At 55.3% G+C, this 17,478-nt stretch carries 11 protein-coding genes and 2 tRNA genes; 12 read left to right on the forward strand and 1 reads right to left on the reverse strand.

Going from position 1 to position 17,478, the window contains the following annotated elements:
* Positions 1 to 3: 3 nt before the first annotated feature.
* Complete coding sequence (locus tag ACSSNI_RS04120) at positions 4 to 1,287, reverse strand: NAD(P)/FAD-dependent oxidoreductase (protein ID WP_200639425.1); 1,284 nt, start codon at positions 1,285 to 1,287, stop codon at positions 4 to 6.
* Positions 1,288 to 1,459: 172 nt separating this feature from the next.
* On the opposite strand from ACSSNI_RS04120, the gene ACSSNI_RS04125 reads away from it, so the two are divergent.
* The 12 genes from ACSSNI_RS04125 to pglX all read left to right on the forward strand — a co-directional run bounded on the left by ACSSNI_RS04125 (position 1,460) and on the right by pglX (position 17,463).
* Positions 1,460 to 1,536: transfer RNA gene (locus ACSSNI_RS04125), tRNA-Val, on the forward strand.
* 223 nt (positions 1,537 to 1,759) lie between these two features.
* Positions 1,760 to 3,682, forward strand: coding sequence for a threonine--tRNA ligase (gene thrS, locus ACSSNI_RS04130; RefSeq protein ID WP_200639426.1), 1,923 nt, complete (start codon positions 1,760 to 1,762; stop codon positions 3,680 to 3,682).
* Positions 3,682 to 4,233: a translation initiation factor IF-3 gene (infC, locus tag ACSSNI_RS04135; protein WP_019339385.1), complete on the forward strand. Its 552-nt coding sequence runs from the start codon at positions 3,682 to 3,684 to the stop codon at positions 4,231 to 4,233. The genes thrS and infC overlap by 1 nt, the downstream gene beginning before the upstream one ends.
* Before the next feature lie 62 nt (positions 4,234 to 4,295).
* Positions 4,296 to 4,490 carry a 50S ribosomal protein L35 gene (gene rpmI / locus ACSSNI_RS04140; protein ID WP_019339386.1) on the forward strand — a complete coding sequence of 65 codons (195 nt, stop codon included), beginning with the start codon at positions 4,296 to 4,298 and terminating at the stop codon, positions 4,488 to 4,490.
* Between the two features lie 26 nt (positions 4,491 to 4,516).
* Positions 4,517 to 4,873 carry a 50S ribosomal protein L20 gene (gene rplT / locus ACSSNI_RS04145; protein ID WP_019339387.1) on the forward strand — a complete coding sequence of 119 codons (357 nt, stop codon included), beginning with the start codon at positions 4,517 to 4,519 and terminating at the stop codon, positions 4,871 to 4,873.
* 167 nt (positions 4,874 to 5,040) lie between these two features.
* A complete protein-coding gene (gene pheS / locus ACSSNI_RS04150) occupies positions 5,041 to 6,057 on the forward strand; it encodes a phenylalanine--tRNA ligase subunit alpha (protein ID WP_200639427.1) in 1,017 nt (338 codons plus the stop codon).
* A gap of 37 nt (positions 6,058 to 6,094) precedes the next feature.
* The gene (gene pheT / locus ACSSNI_RS04155; RefSeq protein WP_200639428.1) at positions 6,095 to 8,473 is read left to right on the forward strand and encodes a phenylalanine--tRNA ligase subunit beta; all 2,379 of its coding nucleotides are present in this window, start codon (positions 6,095 to 6,097) and stop codon (positions 8,471 to 8,473) included.
* A gap of 3 nt (positions 8,474 to 8,476) precedes the next feature.
* A complete protein-coding gene (gene ihfA / locus ACSSNI_RS04160; protein WP_003282572.1) occupies positions 8,477 to 8,779 on the forward strand; it encodes an integration host factor subunit alpha in 303 nt (100 codons plus the stop codon).
* Complete coding sequence (locus tag ACSSNI_RS04165; protein WP_025242142.1) at positions 8,760 to 9,116, forward strand: MerR family transcriptional regulator; 357 nt, start codon at positions 8,760 to 8,762, stop codon at positions 9,114 to 9,116. Before ihfA ends, ACSSNI_RS04165 begins: the two co-directional genes overlap by 20 nt.
* Positions 9,117 to 9,196: 80 nt before the next feature.
* Positions 9,197 to 9,273: transfer RNA gene (locus ACSSNI_RS04170), tRNA-Pro, on the forward strand.
* A 254-nt stretch (positions 9,274 to 9,527) separates the two neighbouring features.
* The gene (pglW, locus tag ACSSNI_RS04175; protein ID WP_448258966.1) at positions 9,528 to 13,709 is read left to right on the forward strand and encodes a BREX system serine/threonine kinase PglW; all 4,182 of its coding nucleotides are present in this window, start codon (positions 9,528 to 9,530) and stop codon (positions 13,707 to 13,709) included.
* A 43-nt stretch (positions 13,710 to 13,752) separates the two neighbouring features.
* Entirely contained in the window at positions 13,753 to 17,463 is a 3,711-nt protein-coding gene (gene pglX, locus ACSSNI_RS04180; protein WP_448258967.1) for a BREX-2 system adenine-specific DNA-methyltransferase PglX, read from the forward strand.
* Positions 17,464 to 17,478 lie beyond the last annotated feature (15 nt).

Raw genomic sequence — 17,478 nt, forward strand, 5'->3', positions numbered from 1 at the left:
GCCTCAAAAGCCCATTCTGTCGCGCAGGCTGTAATAGAGGGCGCCGAGAGCGCTCAATGGCGCGCTGAATGTCTGTCCACCAGGAAAGGGGTAATGCGGCAAGCTGGCAAAGGCATCAAAGCGCTCGGCCTGCCCTCGTAGCGCTTCGGCTATAACTTTTCCTGCTACATGGGTGTAGGTCACACCATGTCCGCTGCAACCTTGGGAATAGTAGATGTTGTCTCCAAGTCGGCCGACCTGCGGCAGGCGCGACAGCGTCATCAAGAAGTTGCCTGTCCATGCGAACTCTGTCTTGACGTCTCGCAGTTGTGGGAAATTCTTGAGCATTTTCGGTCGGACTATCGAATCGATATCGGCCGGGTCGCGAGCGCCGTAGACCACTCCGCCGCCATAGATCAATCGCTTATCCGCAGACAGGCGAAAGTAGTCAAGCAGGTAGTTGCAGTCTTCCACGCAGTAGTCTTGGGGGAGGAGGGTTGCAGCTAGCTCAGATTCGAGTGGCTCTGTAGCAATAACCTGAGTGCCGCAGGGCATGGATTTGGCTGCCAGTTCCGGGACCAGTCCTCCAAGATAGGCATTTCCCGCAACGACAATGAACTTCGCGGATACCTGGCCGTGCTGCGTATGGATCCGCGGACTGCTTCCTCGATCAATGCGAACAGCAGGGGATTGTTCGTAGATGACCCCGCCGAGCGATTCGACGGCCGCAGCTTCACCTAGTGCAAGGTTGAGCGGGTGGATGTGGCCACCGCCGTGGTCCAGCATCCCGCCAGTGTATCGCTCGCACGCTACAACGTTTCTAATGCTGTCTTGATCAAGCATCTCGAGTTGGTCGTAGCCGTAACGCTCCCATAGCGTTTTCTGTGACTCGAGGTGGTGCATCTGCTTGGCATTGAAAGCGGCAAACACGCCTCCGCTTTTCAAGTCGCAGTCGATGCCATAACGCGCCACCCGTTCGCGGATGATGTGCCCACCCTCGAACGCCATGGCTCCGATCAACCGAGCAGCTTCCGAGCCGGCGCTGCGCTCGACTGTATCAATATCACGACTGTAACTATTAACGATCTGGCCGCCATTGCGTCCCGACGCCCCAAAACCAACCTTGGCGGCCTCGAGCACGACAACCCGAAATCCATGCTCAAGAAGGAATAACGCAGTCGACAGTCCGGTATAACCGGCGCCGATCACGCAGACGTCGGTCTCGATATCGCCGCTCAGGTGGTCGCGAGCAGGTGCTGGGTTTGCCGAGGCAGCGTAGTAGGAGGCTGGGTAGGGTGTGTGCGACATTCTGACTGTCCCGTTTAAAATACTTTACGCCGATGCTATCGCGAGAGCGCGGCAGAACGCCATAGCAACGACAGCTTACGGCCTGCTTATACAAAAATTACGGATATCAGTAGCTTGGCGAAAAAAAGCGCTTGACTCTCCCGGGCGAATCTCTAGAATGCGCGTCCATCGGAGGCACATAGCTCAGTTGGTTAGAGCACCACCTTGACATGGTGGGGGTCGTTGGTTCGAATCCAATTGTGCCTACCAATTCCGAAAAGGGTCGCGCTTGCGACCCTTTTTTTATGCCTTGCTTGTCAGTGCGGCAGCTTTCTGAAAGCATCCGTGCTCCGTATATCTCCAGTGACTTCGATCCGCCTCGATCAGCTTAGGCTCCTGCCACTGTGCGGCAGGTTATTCGACGGATCGCTTTCCTGGCTCATCCCAACCCACGTGGCCTTTGGTAGGGGTCACCACTAGGAGAGGAGGCGCCATGCCCATCATTACTCTTCCTGACGGTAGTCAGCGTTCATTCGATCATCCCGTTTCCGTCGCTGAGGTCGCTCAGTCAATTGGCGCAGGTCTCGCCAAGGCCACCCTGGCGGGCAAGGTGGACGGTCGATTGGTCGATGCTTGTGATCTGATTGAGCGCGATGCGAGCCTGCAGATCATCACTCCGAAGGATGACGAGGGGCTGGAGATCATTCGTCACTCATGCGCACATCTGGTTGGGCATGCAGTCAAGCAACTCTATCCTGCTGCGAAGATGGTTATCGGCCCGGTCATCGCCGAGGGCTTCTATTACGATATCGCTTTCGAGCGGCCGTTCACGCCGGACGACATGGCTGCAATCGAGCAGCGTATGAAGGAGCTGATCGACACTGACTATGACGTGGTCAAGAAGGTTACGCCGCGTGAAGAAGTGATCAATGTTTTCCAGTCGCGCGGCGAGGACTACAAGCTGCGCCTGGTAGAGGACATCCCCGACGAGCAGGCAATGGGTTTGTATTACCACGAAGAATACGTCGACATGTGTCGTGGTCCTCATGTGCCTAACACCCGTTTCCTCAAATCATTCAAGTTGACCAAGCTGTCCGGCGCCTATTGGCGTGGCGATGCGAAGAACGAACAGCTCCAGCGCGTTTATGGCACTGCATGGGCGGACAAGAAGCAGCTAGCGGCCTACATTCAGCGCATTGAAGAGGCTGAAAAGCGGGATCATCGCAAGATTGGCAAACGTCTTGATCTCTTCCATACGCAGGAAGAGGCCCCGGGCATGGTGTTTTGGCACCCGAATGGCTGGACCATCTATCAAGTGCTCGAGCAGTACATGCGCGGCGTGCAGCGTGTGAACGGCTACCAGGAGATCAAAACACCGCAAGTTGTGGATCGCAGCCTGTGGGAGAGGTCCGGGCACTGGGGTAACTACGCTGAAAACATGTTTACCACTGAGTCGGAAAGCCGCGATTACGCGATCAAGCCGATGAACTGCCCCTGCCACGTTCAGGTGTTCAATCAGGGGCTCAAGAGTTACCGTGAGTTGCCGCTGCGTCTTGCTGAGTTTGGCTCCTGCCATCGCAATGAGCCCTCCGGTGCGCTGCACGGGATCATGCGCGTTCGTGGTTTTACTCAGGATGACGCGCACATCTTCTGTACTGAAGAGCAGGTCAGTGCCGAGGCAGCTGATTTCATCAAGCTGACCATGCAGGTCTATGCTGATTTCGGCTTCAGTGATATCAAGCTAAAGCTGTCAACGCGCCCTGAGAAGCGTGTCGGAGACGATGCGTTCTGGGATCGCGCCGAAGCTGCGTTGGCGGGTGCGCTGGACGCAGCCGGTTTGCCTTGGGAGTATTTGCCGGGTGAGGGGGCGTTCTACGGCCCGAAGATCGAGTTTACATTGCTCGACTGCCTAGGGCGTTCCTGGCAGTGCGGCACCTTGCAGTACGACCCGAACATGCCCCAGCGTCTCGATGCGAGCTATGTCGCGGAGGATAACAGCCGAAAAACGCCGATCATGCTGCATCGCGCGATTCTAGGGTCGTTTGAGCGCTTTATCGGTATCTTGATCGAGCACTATGAGGGTGCTTTCCCGGCCTGGTTGGCTCCGACGCAAGCTGTGGTGATGAATATCACTGACAAGCAGGCGGATTTCGCTCTTGAAGTGGAGAAAACACTCAGTCAAAGCGGCTTCCGTGCCAAGTCTGACTTGAGAAACGAAAAGATCGGCTTTAAAATCCGCGAGCATACCTTGCTCAAGGTTCCCTATCTCTTGGTTATTGGAGACAGGGAAGTTGAGACACGAGCCGTTGCTGTGCGCACCCGCGAAGGCGTTGATCTGGGCTCCATGCCCTTGGATGACTTCACGCAGTTGCTGGCACAAGCGGTTTCCCGGCGTGGTCGCCAAGAATTGGAGTAATGACTATTAAGCGTGAAATGAGACAGGATAAACGAGCTGCACCCAAGGCCCCGATCAACGAGAATATCTCGGCTCGTGAGGTCCGTTTGATTGGTGCCGATGGCGAGCAGGTTGGCATCGTCTCGATTGATGAAGCGCTTCGTATAGCTGAAGAAGCCAAATTGGATCTGGTGGAAATTTCCGCCGATGCCGTTCCTCCTGTATGCCGGATCATGGATTACGGCAAGCACCTCTTTGAAAAGAAGAAGCAGGTCGCTGCAGCGAAGAAGAACCAGAAGCAGATCCAAGTTAAAGAAGTGAAGTTTCGTCCAGGGACGGAAGAGGGCGACTACCAGGTCAAGCTACGCAACCTGGTACGTTTCCTGAGTGACGGGGACAGGGCCAAGGTTTCGTTGAGATTCCGCGGTCGTGAGATGGCGCATCAGGAGCTGGGGATGGAATTGTTGAAGCGGGTCGAAGGTGACCTGGCTGAATACGGTTCGGTCGAACAGCATCCAAAGATGGAAGGACGCCAGCTGATCATGGTCATCGCTCCCAAGAAGAAGAAGTAACCACCAGGGCACTGGCAGGCCTTGCGGTTATTTGAAATCACCCACACTGTGGAGTACCGAACATGCCAAAGATGAAGACTAAAAGTGGCGCTGCGAAGCGCTTCAAAAAGACGGCAAATGGCTATAAGCACAAGCACGCTTTCAAGAGCCACATCCTGACCAAAATGTCTACCAAGCGTAAGCGTCAGCTGCGTGGTACATCTCTGATGCACCCGTCTGACAACGCAAAAGTAGAGCGCATGCTGCGCGTTCGTTAATCGGTCAAGACTCAGAGGAATAACTCATGGCTCGTGTTAAGCGTGGCGTCGTCGCTCGTCGCCGTCACAAGAAAATTCTGAAACTCGCCAAAGGCTACTACGGCGCTCGTTCGCGTGTGTTCCGTGTTGCCAAGCAGGCGGTGATTAAGGCTGGCCAATATGCCTACCGTGACCGTCGTCAGCGGAAGCGTCAGTTCCGCGCTCTTTGGATCGCTCGTATCAATGCCGGTGCTCGTGTAAACGGTCTGTCCTACAGCCGTTTCATTGCTGGCCTGAAAAAAGCGGCTATCGAGATCGACCGTAAGGTTCTGGCCGAGTTGGCAGTGAACGAAAAAGCAGCTTTTGCTGCCATTGTCGAAAAAGCTAAAGCTTCTCTGGCCTAAGCCCATCGACAATCGAATCTTCGGATTTGTAGCGTCACCGATAGGGGAAGAGCCTTGTGCTCTTCCCCTATTTCGTATCTGAAGGGGCATTTGCAAAAATGCACCTCGCGTAAAGCCTGAGTGCTGATCGTCTGGTGCGGTTCTGCAAGAACCTCTGGAGGTTGTACATGGAAAACCTGGATGCACTGGTCTCGCAAGCGCTTGAGGCTGTGCAACATAGTCAAGACATCACCGCCCTGGAGCAGATCCGGGTTCAGTATCTCGGCAAGAAAGGCGAGCTGACTCAGGTCATGCAGACCCTGGGTAAATTGTCCGCGGAAGAGCGCCCAAAGGCCGGTGCGCTCATTAACGCAGCGAAGAGCCGTGTTCAGGACGAGTTGAACGCCAAGAAGGCGGGTCTTGAGCAAGCTGCACTGAGCGCCAAGCTCGCTGCTGAGCGGATCGATGTGACATTACCCGGCCGTGGAGAGGTCTCCGGCGGGCTGCATCCGGTGACGCGTACGCTAGAGCGGATCGAACAGTTCTTCAGTCATATTGGCTACAGTGTTGCCGAGGGGCCGGAGGTTGAAGACGACTACCACAACTTTGAAGCGCTCAATATCCCTGGTCATCACCCAGCGCGGGCGATGCATGACACCTTTTACTTCAACGCCAACATGCTGTTGCGTACCCATACCTCGCCAGTTCAGGTCCGTACGATGGAGTCGCAGCAGCCGCCCATTCGTATCGTCTGTCCCGGGCGTGTCTACCGATGCGACTCGGATATCACTCATTCGCCTATGTTCCACCAGGTCGAGGGCTTGCTCGTCGATGAGGGCATCAGCTTTGCGGACCTAAAGGGCACAATCGAGCAGTTTTTGCGAGTGTTCTTTGAGAAACCGTTGGGGGTCCGTTTTCGGCCGTCGTTCTTCCCCTTCACCGAGCCGTCGGCTGAAGTGGACATGCAATGTGTGATGTGCAGCGGTAAAGGTTGTCGCGTCTGCAAGCAGACCGGCTGGCTTGAGGTGATGGGCTGCGGCATGGTGCATCCAAATGTGCTGCGCATGTCCGGTATTGACCCAGAAAAGTACCAAGGCTTCGCATTCGGTATGGGGGCTGAGCGACTTGCCATGTTGCGATATGGCGTCAACGACTTACGCCTGTTCTTCGATAACGACCTGAGGTTTCTGGCGCAATTTCGCTAGGTTCCGAGTCCAGTCAAAGAATCATTAGGAGAGCAGGATGAAATTCAGCGAGCAGTGGTTGCGTACGTGGGTCAATCCGCAGGTTTCCCGCGAGGAGTTGGTGGCGCGGCTATCGATGGTGGGCCTCGAAGTCGATGCAGTCGTCCCGGTTGCCGGCGAGTTCAGCGGCGTTGTCGTGGGTGAGGTGGTGAGCGCCGAACAGCATCCCGATGCAGACAAGTTGCGGGTGTGCCAGGTCAGTAATGGGCGTGAGGTGTTGCAGGTGGTCTGCGGCGCGCCGAACGTTCGCGCTGGTCTGAAGGTCCCCTTCGCGATGATTGGCGCCCAACTGCCGGGCGACTTCAAAATCAAGAAAGCGAAGCTTCGCGGCGTCGAGTCCAACGGCATGCTCTGCTCGGAAACCGAATTGCAAATCGGTACCGATGACAGTGGGCTGATGGAGTTGGCTAGCGACGCTCCGATTGGTAGTGATTTGCGATCGTATCTCGGTCTGGACGATGCGAGCATCGAGATTGGGCTGACGCCGAACCGTGGCGACTGCCTCTCGATCGCTGGGCTTGCACGCGAAGTTGGTGCGATGTATGACGCAGCAGTAACTGTCGTCGAAATCGCTGCCGTGCCCCCGAGCCATGATGAGGTGCGCCCCGTAGAGGTGCTCGCGCCGAAAGCTTGTCCGCGCTATCTCGGGCGGGTAATTCGTAACGTTGACCTGTCGCGATCTACGCCGCTGTGGATGGTCGAGCGGTTGCGTCGCTCCGATATCCGCAGTATTGACGCGGTGGTGGACGTTACCAACTATGTAATGCTCGAGCTCGGCCAGCCGCTGCATGCCTTCGATTTAGCCGAAATTAATGGCGGAATCAGGGTGCGGATGGCAGCGGAGCAGGAAAAGATCGTATTGCTCGATGGGCAGGAAGTAACATTGCGGAGCGATACGCTGGTCATCGCTGACCATCAGCGCGCCCTGGCGATTGCGGGTGTGATGGGCGGTGAGCACAGCGGTGTCAGCGGCTCGACTCAAGATCTGTTCCTTGAGAGTGCCTTTTTCGACACCATTGCGCTCGCCGGCAAGGCTCGCTCCTACGGCTTGCACACCGATGCGTCGCATCGTTACGAGCGCGGGGTCGATTCTCAGTTGGCACGTCGAGCCCTGGAGCGGGCTACTGCGCTATTGTTGGAGGTTGTGGGTGGCAGCGCAGGCCCTGTCATCGAGGCTGCCAGTGAAGTCGATCTTCCGACTGTTCCCCCAATCCTGCTGCGCAAGGATCGAATCGAGCAGATGCTCGGGTTGAGCATGGCGGCCGATCAGGTCGTCTCTCTGTTGTCGGCCCTGGGTCTTGGGGTAGTTGAGCTGAGTCCAGATTCTTGGGAAATCAGCGTGCCCAGTCACCGATTCGACATCAGTCTCGAGGTGGATCTGATTGAGGAGTTGGGGCGTCTGTATGGCTACGACCGCTTGCCGGTTCGCTACCCCCAGGCACGTCTCGCGCCGGAGGCCAGCCCTGAATCGCTCGCTGGACTGCCCGCCTTGCGCCGGTTGCTAGTCGCTCGTGGCTACCAGGAAGCAATCACATACAGCTTTATCGATCCGAAAATGTTCGAGCTGTTCAGCCCTGGTGTCGAGCCGCTGCAGCTGGCCAACCCGATTTCCTCGGACATGGCGGCGATGCGCGCCACGCTCTGGCCGGGGTTGATCAAGGCGCTGCAGTACAACCTCAATCGTCAGCAAACGCGCATACGGCTGTTCGAAACCGGGCTGCGTTTCGTCGGCCAGCTGGGCGCGTTGATGCAGGAGTCGATGCTGGCGGGCGCCATTACTGGGAGCCGCCTGCCAGAGGCCTGGAGCAATGAACGAGCAGCCGCAGACTTCTATGACATGAAAGCCGACGTCGAGGCCTTGCTTGGTTTTGCCGGCGATGCTGTCTCGTATGGGTTTGTCGCTGCTGAACATCCAGCGCTGCACCCCGGTCAGACGGCTCGAATCGAGCGGGATGAACGCTTGGTTGGTTATATCGGGAGTCTTCATCCGGAATTGGCTGCGACGCTGGGAATCGATCAGCCGGTCTATCTGTTCGAGCTGCTCGTATCTGAGATCAGTGAAGGCCGACTGCCGCGCTTCAGTGAACTGTCTCGCTTCCCTGAGGTGCGCCGTGATCTGGCCATCTTGGTGGCGCGTGATATCCCGGCTGACGACGTGTTGCTATGCATTCGCGGCGCGGCAGGCGAGAACCTGACGGACCTCAAGCTATTTGATGTGTACCAAGGTAAAGGTATTGATCCTCTTAGCAAAAGTGTGGCAGTCGGCTTGACCTGGCAACACCCTTCGCGCACTCTAAACGACGATGAGGTGAGTGGTGCTATGCAGCAAATCCTCTCCTCCCTGGAAGAAAGGTTCAACGCCACGTTAAGGAAATAGCGTATGGGGGCTCTGACGAAAGCTGAAATGGCGGAACGTCTATATGAAGAGCTAGGCTTGAATAAGCGCGAGGCCAAGGAGCTGGTCGAACTGTTTTTCGAGGAAATCCGACAGGCGCTCGAGCATAACGAGCAGGTGAAGTTGTCCGGTTTCGGCAACTTTGACCTGCGCGACAAGCGACAGCGCCCAGGGCGCAACCCGAAAACCGGTGAGGAAATTCCGATCACGGCGCGTCGTGTCGTGACATTCCGGCCAGGGCAAAAACTTAAAGCCAGAGTCGAAGCCTATGCTGGAACCAAGTCATAACGACGAACTGCCAACGATACCTGGCAAGCGCTATTTCACCATCGGTGAAGTTAGCGAGCTGTGTGCTGTAAAACCGCACGTGTTGCGCTATTGGGAGCAGGAGTTTCCCCAGCTGAACCCTGTGAAGCGTCGTGGTAATCGACGCTATTATCAGCGCCAGGACGTGCTGATGATCCGGCAGATTCGCTCGTTGCTTTACGAGCAGGGCTTTACGATTGGTGGGGCTCGCCAGCGGATGTCAGGTGATGAGGCACGTGAGGATACGACCCAATATAAGCAGCTTATTCGGCAGATGATCACCGAGCTTGAGGATGTGCTTCAGGTGCTTAAAAATTAAATGCCTGGCATAAAAACTTTCACATATTCAGTCGCTTAGTGTATAGTTCGATTCGCTTTCAGCAGAGCTGAAGGCATTGTCGGGGCGTAGCGCAGCCTGGTAGCGCACTTGCATGGGGTGCAAGGGGTCGAGTGTTCGAATCACTCCGTCCCGACCAAAAATCCTCAAGAAATCCAGTCACTTAGCGGTGACTGGATTTTTTTATGCCCGCTATTTATTGCCGCAGGTTAAGATTTGCTCATGCTGGTCACCGTTGGGTCACCGTTAGCTAAATGTTAGGTACTCGCTTACGGTAGTCTTGAAGAGTAGAGCTGGGGCGAAACCGCAGTAAGTAGAGCGGAAATGGTAAGCGATCCCTTACGGATACTCTTGACCTTCCCAACGTCAGCCGATTAACAAGGATGGCCATTGATGGACAAACTCTGGAAGCAGATCACCCAATCCGATTACACATGGGAGCGGGAAGCGCTGGAGTTTGCCAAGCAGCTGCTCCCTGACCACGATCCTTATCGTGCGTGGGCCAATTTTGAGTTCATTGCCCAAGACGGCTCCATCAACGAAGTTGATCTCATGGTGCTCACCCCCAAGGGGATGTACCTCATTGAGATCAAATCCCATCCTGGAACCATTAGTGGTGACGCTGCCAACTGGGTTTGGGAAAGACCTTTGCCTAAGGGTGGGCAGAAGATCTTCGATAATCCGCGCTTGCTTGCTCGGCGCAAAGCGCAAAAGCTGGCGTCTCTGCTTAAGCTGCAGCCTTCATTTCATCGAAGCAAGGAAACCGTGCCTTTTATTGATGCTTTGGTGTTCCTCTCTGCAGAGGACCTGGTCATCAAGCTGGAAGGTAATGCGCGCCAAGGTGTGGTCAATCGGCAAGAGCTGCTCCGCGAAATCACCCTAATCGATGAGAACTGGAGGCATCGGCAGATTACCGCTTATGCAGCCAAAGTCATCTCACGCGCTGTAGAGGAAGCGGGCATTAAAGAGTCCGTGCGCATGCGTCGTGTGGGCAGCTATGAGCTTCAGAGCCTACTCGACGAATCCGATACCTATCAGGATTGGCTCGCCTTGCACCCGGATCTTGGAGTGCAGCGCAAGGTTCGTATTTATCTGACCCAGGGTAAGCCGCAGGAAGAGGTTTCTCGGCTCGAAAAAGCGGCCAAGCTTGAGTTCCGCCTGCTTGAGGGTATTGAGCATCCAGGAATTCTGCGAGCGCACGAATTTCAGAATCACGACAGCGGCCCCGCACTGGTCTATGAGCATGATCCCAAGGCATTTCGTCTTGACCATCTTCTCATGCATCTGGGTAAGGATCGGCGCCTGGATACCGTTCAGGCCACCTACCTGCTTCGTCTAATTGCTGAGGCTGTGCAGTATGCGCATGGGCAAAAGCTTTATCACCGTGGCCTGAGTCCTCAGTGCATCTGGGTGAAGCCTCTGGGCGATGAGAAGTACAGTGTCAAAATCAGCAACTGGGCCACTGCCGAGCGGATATTCGAGAGTGAGTCGCGCAACATCAGCGCGCTAACCCGCCTGAGCAACCTTGTGCATGAAGAGGCCGGGCCTTATGTCGCGCTGGAAGCGCACACTGGCGCTGCAGACGGTGTGCACTTGGATGTGTTCTCCCTGGGTGCGATCGCCTACCACTTATTTACTGGAAAGAAGCCCGCGCAAACTGACATCGAGTTACTGGACAAGCTGCGCCGAGGCAGTGGCCTGCAGGTTACTGATGAGATCAACGGTGCAAGCGAGGCTATGCAGTACCTGGTGCAGTACGCCACGCACCCTGATGTCGGCAGCCGGTTGGAATCGGTCAGTGAGTTCATCAAACGGCTGGACGACCTTGAGGACGAGGTTAGTCAGCCGAACACGCTTCGAACTAACCCAACTGAAGCTCGCAAAGGGGACCTCCTGCCGGGAGGCTTCCAGGTTATTCAGCCGCTTGGCAAAGGTGCGTGCTCAGTCGTGTTCCTGGTCGATTACCAGGGGCAGTCTCGCGTTCTGAAGATCGCTTCGACACCTGACCACAACAGCCGTCTTACGAAAGAGGGTGAGGTGCTGGCCAGATTGCGTCACCAGGCCATTGTTCCTTACTACAAGACCCTGGATATCGTTGGCCATACCGCTCTGCTGCTCGACTACGCGACCGAGGGCACCCTGGCTCAGCGCCTCCGCCATGTCGGCGCTGTGCAGCTGGAGTTGCTTGAGCGCTTCGGTGACGACTTGCTCAGTGCGGTTGTGCATCTAGAAGACCAGGCGTTGGTGCATCGTGATATCAAGCCAGAGAATATCGGCTTGGTGATGCAAGGCAGCGTTCTTCACCTCATGCTTTTTGACTTCTCCCTGTCCAGTGTCGGTGCTGACAATATCAGTGCCGGCACGTTGGCCTACATGGATCCGTTTATTCGTGATCCTGGCCGTCGCCGTTGGGACGACCATGCAGAGCGTTTCTCCGTTGCGCTGACCCTTTACGAGATGGCCGCTGGCGCGTTGCCCGGATGGACGTCCTCTGAAGGGCTACCGCATCAGCTTGAGGGTGAGCTGGAAGTCGACCGAACCGTCTTCGATCCGAGCATTCGCGACCGCATGGTTGAGTTCTTCAAGCGAGCCTTGGTTCGTGATGTGCGCAAGCGCTTTGCCAGTGCAGGCGAGATGCTGCGTGAGTGGCGCAAGACATTCCATGATGCGCGCAGTGAGTCTCTGCACACGACTCAGCAGCCGCTGGAGCGTACTTGCCCCATCAGCGAAGCTCAGCTGGATACGCAAATAGGATTGTTGGCTCTCAGCCCACAAGCGCTGGATACCCTCAGTCGCCGGAATATCAATAGCGTTGCTGACCTCATCAAGCTGAACCGCTCCCGCGTTCGGGTTTGGACCGGAGTGGGGGTGAAGACCCGTAATGAGCTGTCCGATGTCATCGGTCAGCTTCAGGCGCGCCTTCTGGACGGCCAGCAGGTTCAGCAATTGGATAGCGGTGACACCAGCGTTGTAAGTGTCGACCGTCTGTTCCAGCAGGTTCTGCCGAAGTCCACTGATCAGACTCGGTTGAGCTTTCTTAACGAATACCTGGGGCGACTGGACGAGGATGCGCCCAAGGGCTCTCACAACGTTCATTGGCCTACGCCGGCAGCCATCAGCGGCCACCTCGGCATTGAGACTCTGCTGGTGCGCGAGTTGGTCGATAAGGTTCTGACCCAGTGGGGCAAGACCAAAGCGATTACGGACTTGAGAGAAGACATCGTCGGCCTGCTGGAAGATAACGGCGGCGTGATGACTGCTGTCGAAGTGGCTGACGCAATCCTGCTTCGTCGCGGCTCGGTACAAGACAGCCCACTGCGTGAGCGCTGGGCCTATGCCGTTGTGCGGGCAGCCGTAGAAACGGAATTGAGTAAGCAGGAGCCTCGTTGGCTTTTGCGTCGCTCCGGTAACCGTTTCCTGATCGCCGATAATCGTCAGGGGCGAGGGGAGGAACTGGCCGATTACGCTTGCGACCTGGGCAGCCTGGCAGATGAGTGTGCTCGCCAGCTGCCACTACTTGCTCCCGTTCGTACGCTGGAGAAGATCCGTGCTGTGCCAGCGCCAGAATCATTTGCAGGTCTTAGCAACCACCGACTTCTGCGTTTGGCTGCAGCTGCATCCGAGAGTGCAGCACTATCCAGCCGTGTGGAATTCTATCCACGAGGGATGCCCGCCAAGCTTGCTTTGGAGTTGGCCCAGGGCGCGCTATTGGGAAGCAAGGCGCTTACTGTCAAAGACATCCAGACCCGTGTAGCCGGCCGCTATCCCGCAGCGCAGGAGCTACCTGGCCGCCCAGAGCTGGATGAGTTGGTGCGCTCCCTGGATATCGGTTTCCAGTGGAATGGCAGTTTTGAATTTGCCAACGGCGATAGAGGCGGTTACTGCCTGCCAAGCGCAGGGATGACCAGCTTCGCATCAGCTGGTTCTACTCACTACAGCCAGACTCAACAAGGCGAAGACGACACCACCACACTCAAGTCGGTTAAAGAGCTCGGCTTGATGCTGGAGAAGGTAGTGACTGCCTCCCACTTCCTCGCGCTGACCGTAAGGCCTCGTCAGTGGTGGCAAACGCAGAAAAAACTCTGCCGAGACTATCCGTTTAAGCGCATCAGCTTTGATGAGCTGCTTCTTCGCCATGTGCAGGCTGTGTGCGCCAGCATGCCCAAAGCTCCGGATTGGCAAGTGGTGCTCAAGGCAGATGCCTGTGAGCACAGTTCACGCGATTGGCAGAACCTGCAGCGCCTTGTGCAGCGTGCGTTACCGGGCATGGCTGAGGAGATTCTGCAGGCCGGTCAACCAGTGCTTCTGACGGAGCCAGGGCTGCTGGCGCGCTATGAGCTGGTGACAACATGGCTGAATGACCTGCGCCAACAGCTGTTCAGCGTGAGTGGCGGCAGAGGTATCGCAGTGCCTGGGTTAGTTCTGCTGATAGCCGTCGATGCGCAGCGTTCCGCGGCCATGATCGATGACGTATTGGTGCCTACAGGCGCAGGTAGCAAAGAGTTTGCCCATATTCCCAGTAGCTGGCTTGACGATTCCCAGTCACTGCCTCAGGCAGTCAAAACCACTGCCTAAGAAAAATTGATAGCAGGTCCAGTGCCTTCAGGTAATGGGCCACATGCACAAGGATTTACCTGTGATTAACCGTGCCGATCTTCTGAAAAACCTGCAGTCCCTGTTACCGCATGTTGAGAAGGACATCCTCGCCTACAGCGAGTCCAACTCGGAGCTCAGTGAACATTTGCAGAGCGAATATCGCGCGGCAGTTGAGGCTGAACGCACCGCCGAGCACTTCGTTTCCTGGCGTGAAGCGCAAATAACCCAGGCCGCAGTGGCCTGGGTATTGACCTGTGTGTTCGTGCGATTTCTGGAGGACAACGGCTTGCTGACTGAGCCGGTGTTGGCTGGGCCGGTGAAGGATGCGCAAGGGCGAAATGCCTTGCAGCAGGCTAAAGAGCGCATGGTGGCTTACTTCAACGAGAACCCCGCCTTTGAAGAGCGGCACTACCTGCTGGATCTATTCGCGGAGCTGGAAAAATATCCGGTGATCGCGGAGCTCTTGGATCATCGCCATAACCCCCTCTGGCAGATTCCGGTTTCGGCTGATGGTGCCAAACGTCTGATCGACTTCTTCCAGAAGATCGATGCAGACAGCGGTGAGATCCTCCACGACTTTACCGACCAGGAATGGGATACCCGCTTCCTGGGTGACCTCTACCAGGATCTTTCTGAATCAGTGCGCAAGCGTTATGCGCTGCTGCAAACCCCGGAATTTGTTGAGAGCTTTATTCTCGATTACACCTTGGAGCCGGCGATTCAGACTTTCGGTCTGCCGGATCTGCGTCTGATCGACCCGACCTGTGGTTCGGGCCACTTTTTGCTGACGACCTTCGAGCGGGTGTTCAACCAATGGCTGAAGCGAGAGCCAGGCACTAACACCCGTGAACTGGCGCAGCGGGCGTTGAATGTAGTGCATGGCACCGATATCAACCCTTATGCCATTGCCATTTGCCGGTTCCGCCTGCTAATTGCTGCCATGAAAGCTTCAGGCAGCACTAAGATCAAGGATGCCCCTAAGTTTAAATTCAATTTGGCGTGTGGCGACTCACTGTTGCATGGCCGTAGATTTGAGTGGCAGGGACAGGGTATCCAGGGCGGTTTGCTGGATGATGAAAGGAGGCATGTATACGAGGTGGAGGATTCTGAAAAGCTCAGAAAAATTCTTGGACAGCGCTATCACGTTGTGGTGGGTAATCCTCCCTATATTACGGTAAAAGACAAGGCATTGAATCAGGCGTACCGGGATAAGTACCCAACCTGTCATCGCAAATATTCTCTCGGAGTACCATTTACTGAGCGATTCTTTGATCTAGCTTTGTGGTCTGACGGTAACCAACTTGCTGGTTTTGTAGGGTTGATTACCTCCAACAGTTTTATGAAGCGAGAATTTGGCAAGAAGCTGATTGAAAGCTACCTTCCGCGTAAAGACTTGACCCATGTGATTGATACTTCTGGTGCTTACATTCCGGGTCATGGCACACCGACAGTGATTCTTTTTGCTCGCAATCAGTTGCCGAAAAGTGAGGTTGTTCGCTCAGTGTTGGGAGTCCGTGGTGAGCCTGGTACTCCCGAAAATGCAGCGTTTGGTAAAGTATGGTCGTCTATTGTTAGCTTGTTATCAAAGGTTGGAAGTGAAAGCCACTACATCAGTGTTGTAGATCAAAAACGGAAAACCTTCGCCAGTCATCCTTGGAGTGTCGGTGGTGGTGGTGCCACTGAATTGAAAGCACTGATTGATGGCGAACATGTAACCTTGTCTTCAAAGGTAAAGTCCATCGGTTTCGGGGCTATTCTTGGTGAGGATGAGGCATTCGGCGTACCTACTTGCAGATTGAATGCGTGTAGGTTCCCACGAAGTAACCGCCAATTAGTTGAGGGGGATCTGGTAAGGGACTGGGCTTTATGCTCGGCGACGACAGTGATTTTTCCCTATAACGCTGAAATCGATTTGGAAGTCGATCAGGAACAGACAAAGTATCTTTGGCCAATTAGATCCCAGCTGTGGGCGAGAAAGACCTTCGGTAAGCTGAGTTACAAAGATGCGGGACGTCACTATGCTGAATATCACCAGATACCAGTAGAGAGAAACAAACAGCCTTTGTCGATTGGGTTCGCTTTTGTAGCTACTCACAATCACTTCGTTTTGGATAGCGGCGGAAAGGTATTTAACCGCTCTGCACCTGTAATAAAGTTGTCAAAGGGTGCTGTCGAGGAAGAGTGCTTTTCCTTGCTTGGCTTGCTTAATAGCTCAACTGCTTGCTTTTGGATGAAGCAAGTTTTTCACAACAAAGGCAGCACTGTTGATGGAAAGGGGGCGAGGCAGACGACTGTAGCATTTGAGAATTTCTACGAATTCACGGGTACTGGCTTGAATCAGTTTCCCATCGTAGAAGATGTCTCAAATATCATTAAGGGCATGGCTGCAAAGTTGGATGCTTTAGGCAAGCAATTTATAGCCTGTGGCCCCCGGTTTTGCCTTAAGCCCAGTGAGTCAAACCTTTTGGAGGCATTAGCCCTTGCCAGGGTTGCTGAGAATCGTGTCTGGGCACAGATGATTGCCTTGCAGGAAGAGTTGGACTGGCATGTCTACTCCCTTTACGGCTTGATCAACGAAGCTATGAGCTATCAGGGCGAGGTTCCCGAGGTTAGATTGGGAGAACGTGCCTTTGAGATTCATCTGGCCCGAAAGATGGCTGCAGGCGAGATGGAGTCCACTTGGTTCGAACGTCACGGTAGTACGCCAATAACGGAGATTCCGGCACACTGGCCCGCAGATTATCGGGCCCTGATTGAGCGCCGTATGCAAGCCATAGAGCAAAACCTGTGGGTTGCACTGGTCGAGCAGCCTGAGTACAAGCGCCGTTGGAACCTTGATAGCTGGGAGAGCAGGCTGCAGGCAGCCTTGAAGGAATGGCTATTGAGCCGCCTGGAGCAGTCTTGTCAGAATTTTGATTTGCAAACATGTGCCCAGCTGGCTGACCGCCTGCGTAGCAATACCGATATTCTTCGTGTTGCTGAGCTTTATTGCGGCGGCAATACTTTGGATCTCCAATCACTCGTTTCTGATCTGGTGGACGGCGACAGCGTGCCCCAAATGGCTGCTGCTCGCCTTAAGGTTGAGGCGCTACCGAAATTTCGAGCCTGGCAAGAAACCTGGGAAAAACAACGCCTCGAAGACGCTATCGACGTCCGTTACGGTGTCGCTCAGCCGCTATCCGAGGAAGACACTCTAGATCCTGAAAGAAAAGCTAAATACGACCTAGCCTTGGCGAAAGCAAAGCTGGAGAAGGCCGAGCGAGTAGGTGACATTCCGCTGCCCCCGCAATACAAGTCCACCGATTTCCGTAAGCCCAGCTACTGGCCGCTGCGCGGCAAACTGGATGTCCCTAAAGAGCGCTTCTTCTCGCTACCAGGCTGCGAAAAAGGCGGCGATAGCACGCTGGTGATCGGCTGGGCCGGCCTTAACCATTTGCAACGTGCTCAGGCCATTGCAGCCTGGTATCTGGATCGCAAAGAGGGCGAGGGCTGGGATGCTGAGAGACTGATGCCCATGCTGGTGGCGCTGGATGAGTTGATCCCCTGGTTGAAGCAATGGCACAACGAGGTGGATCCCGAGTTCGGCGAGCGCATGGGTGATTACTACGAGGGCTTTCTTCTCGAAGAACTGCGTAATTTGGAAATTACTCGGGCCGACCTTTTGAGCTGGCAGCCGGCTGCAGTAGCTGGAAAACGTGGCGGTCGCAAAAAGAAAGTGGCTGAGCAGAACTGATTCTGGGGTTTGAAG

It is taken from the genome of Stutzerimonas tianxiuensis, assembly GCF_053470365.1.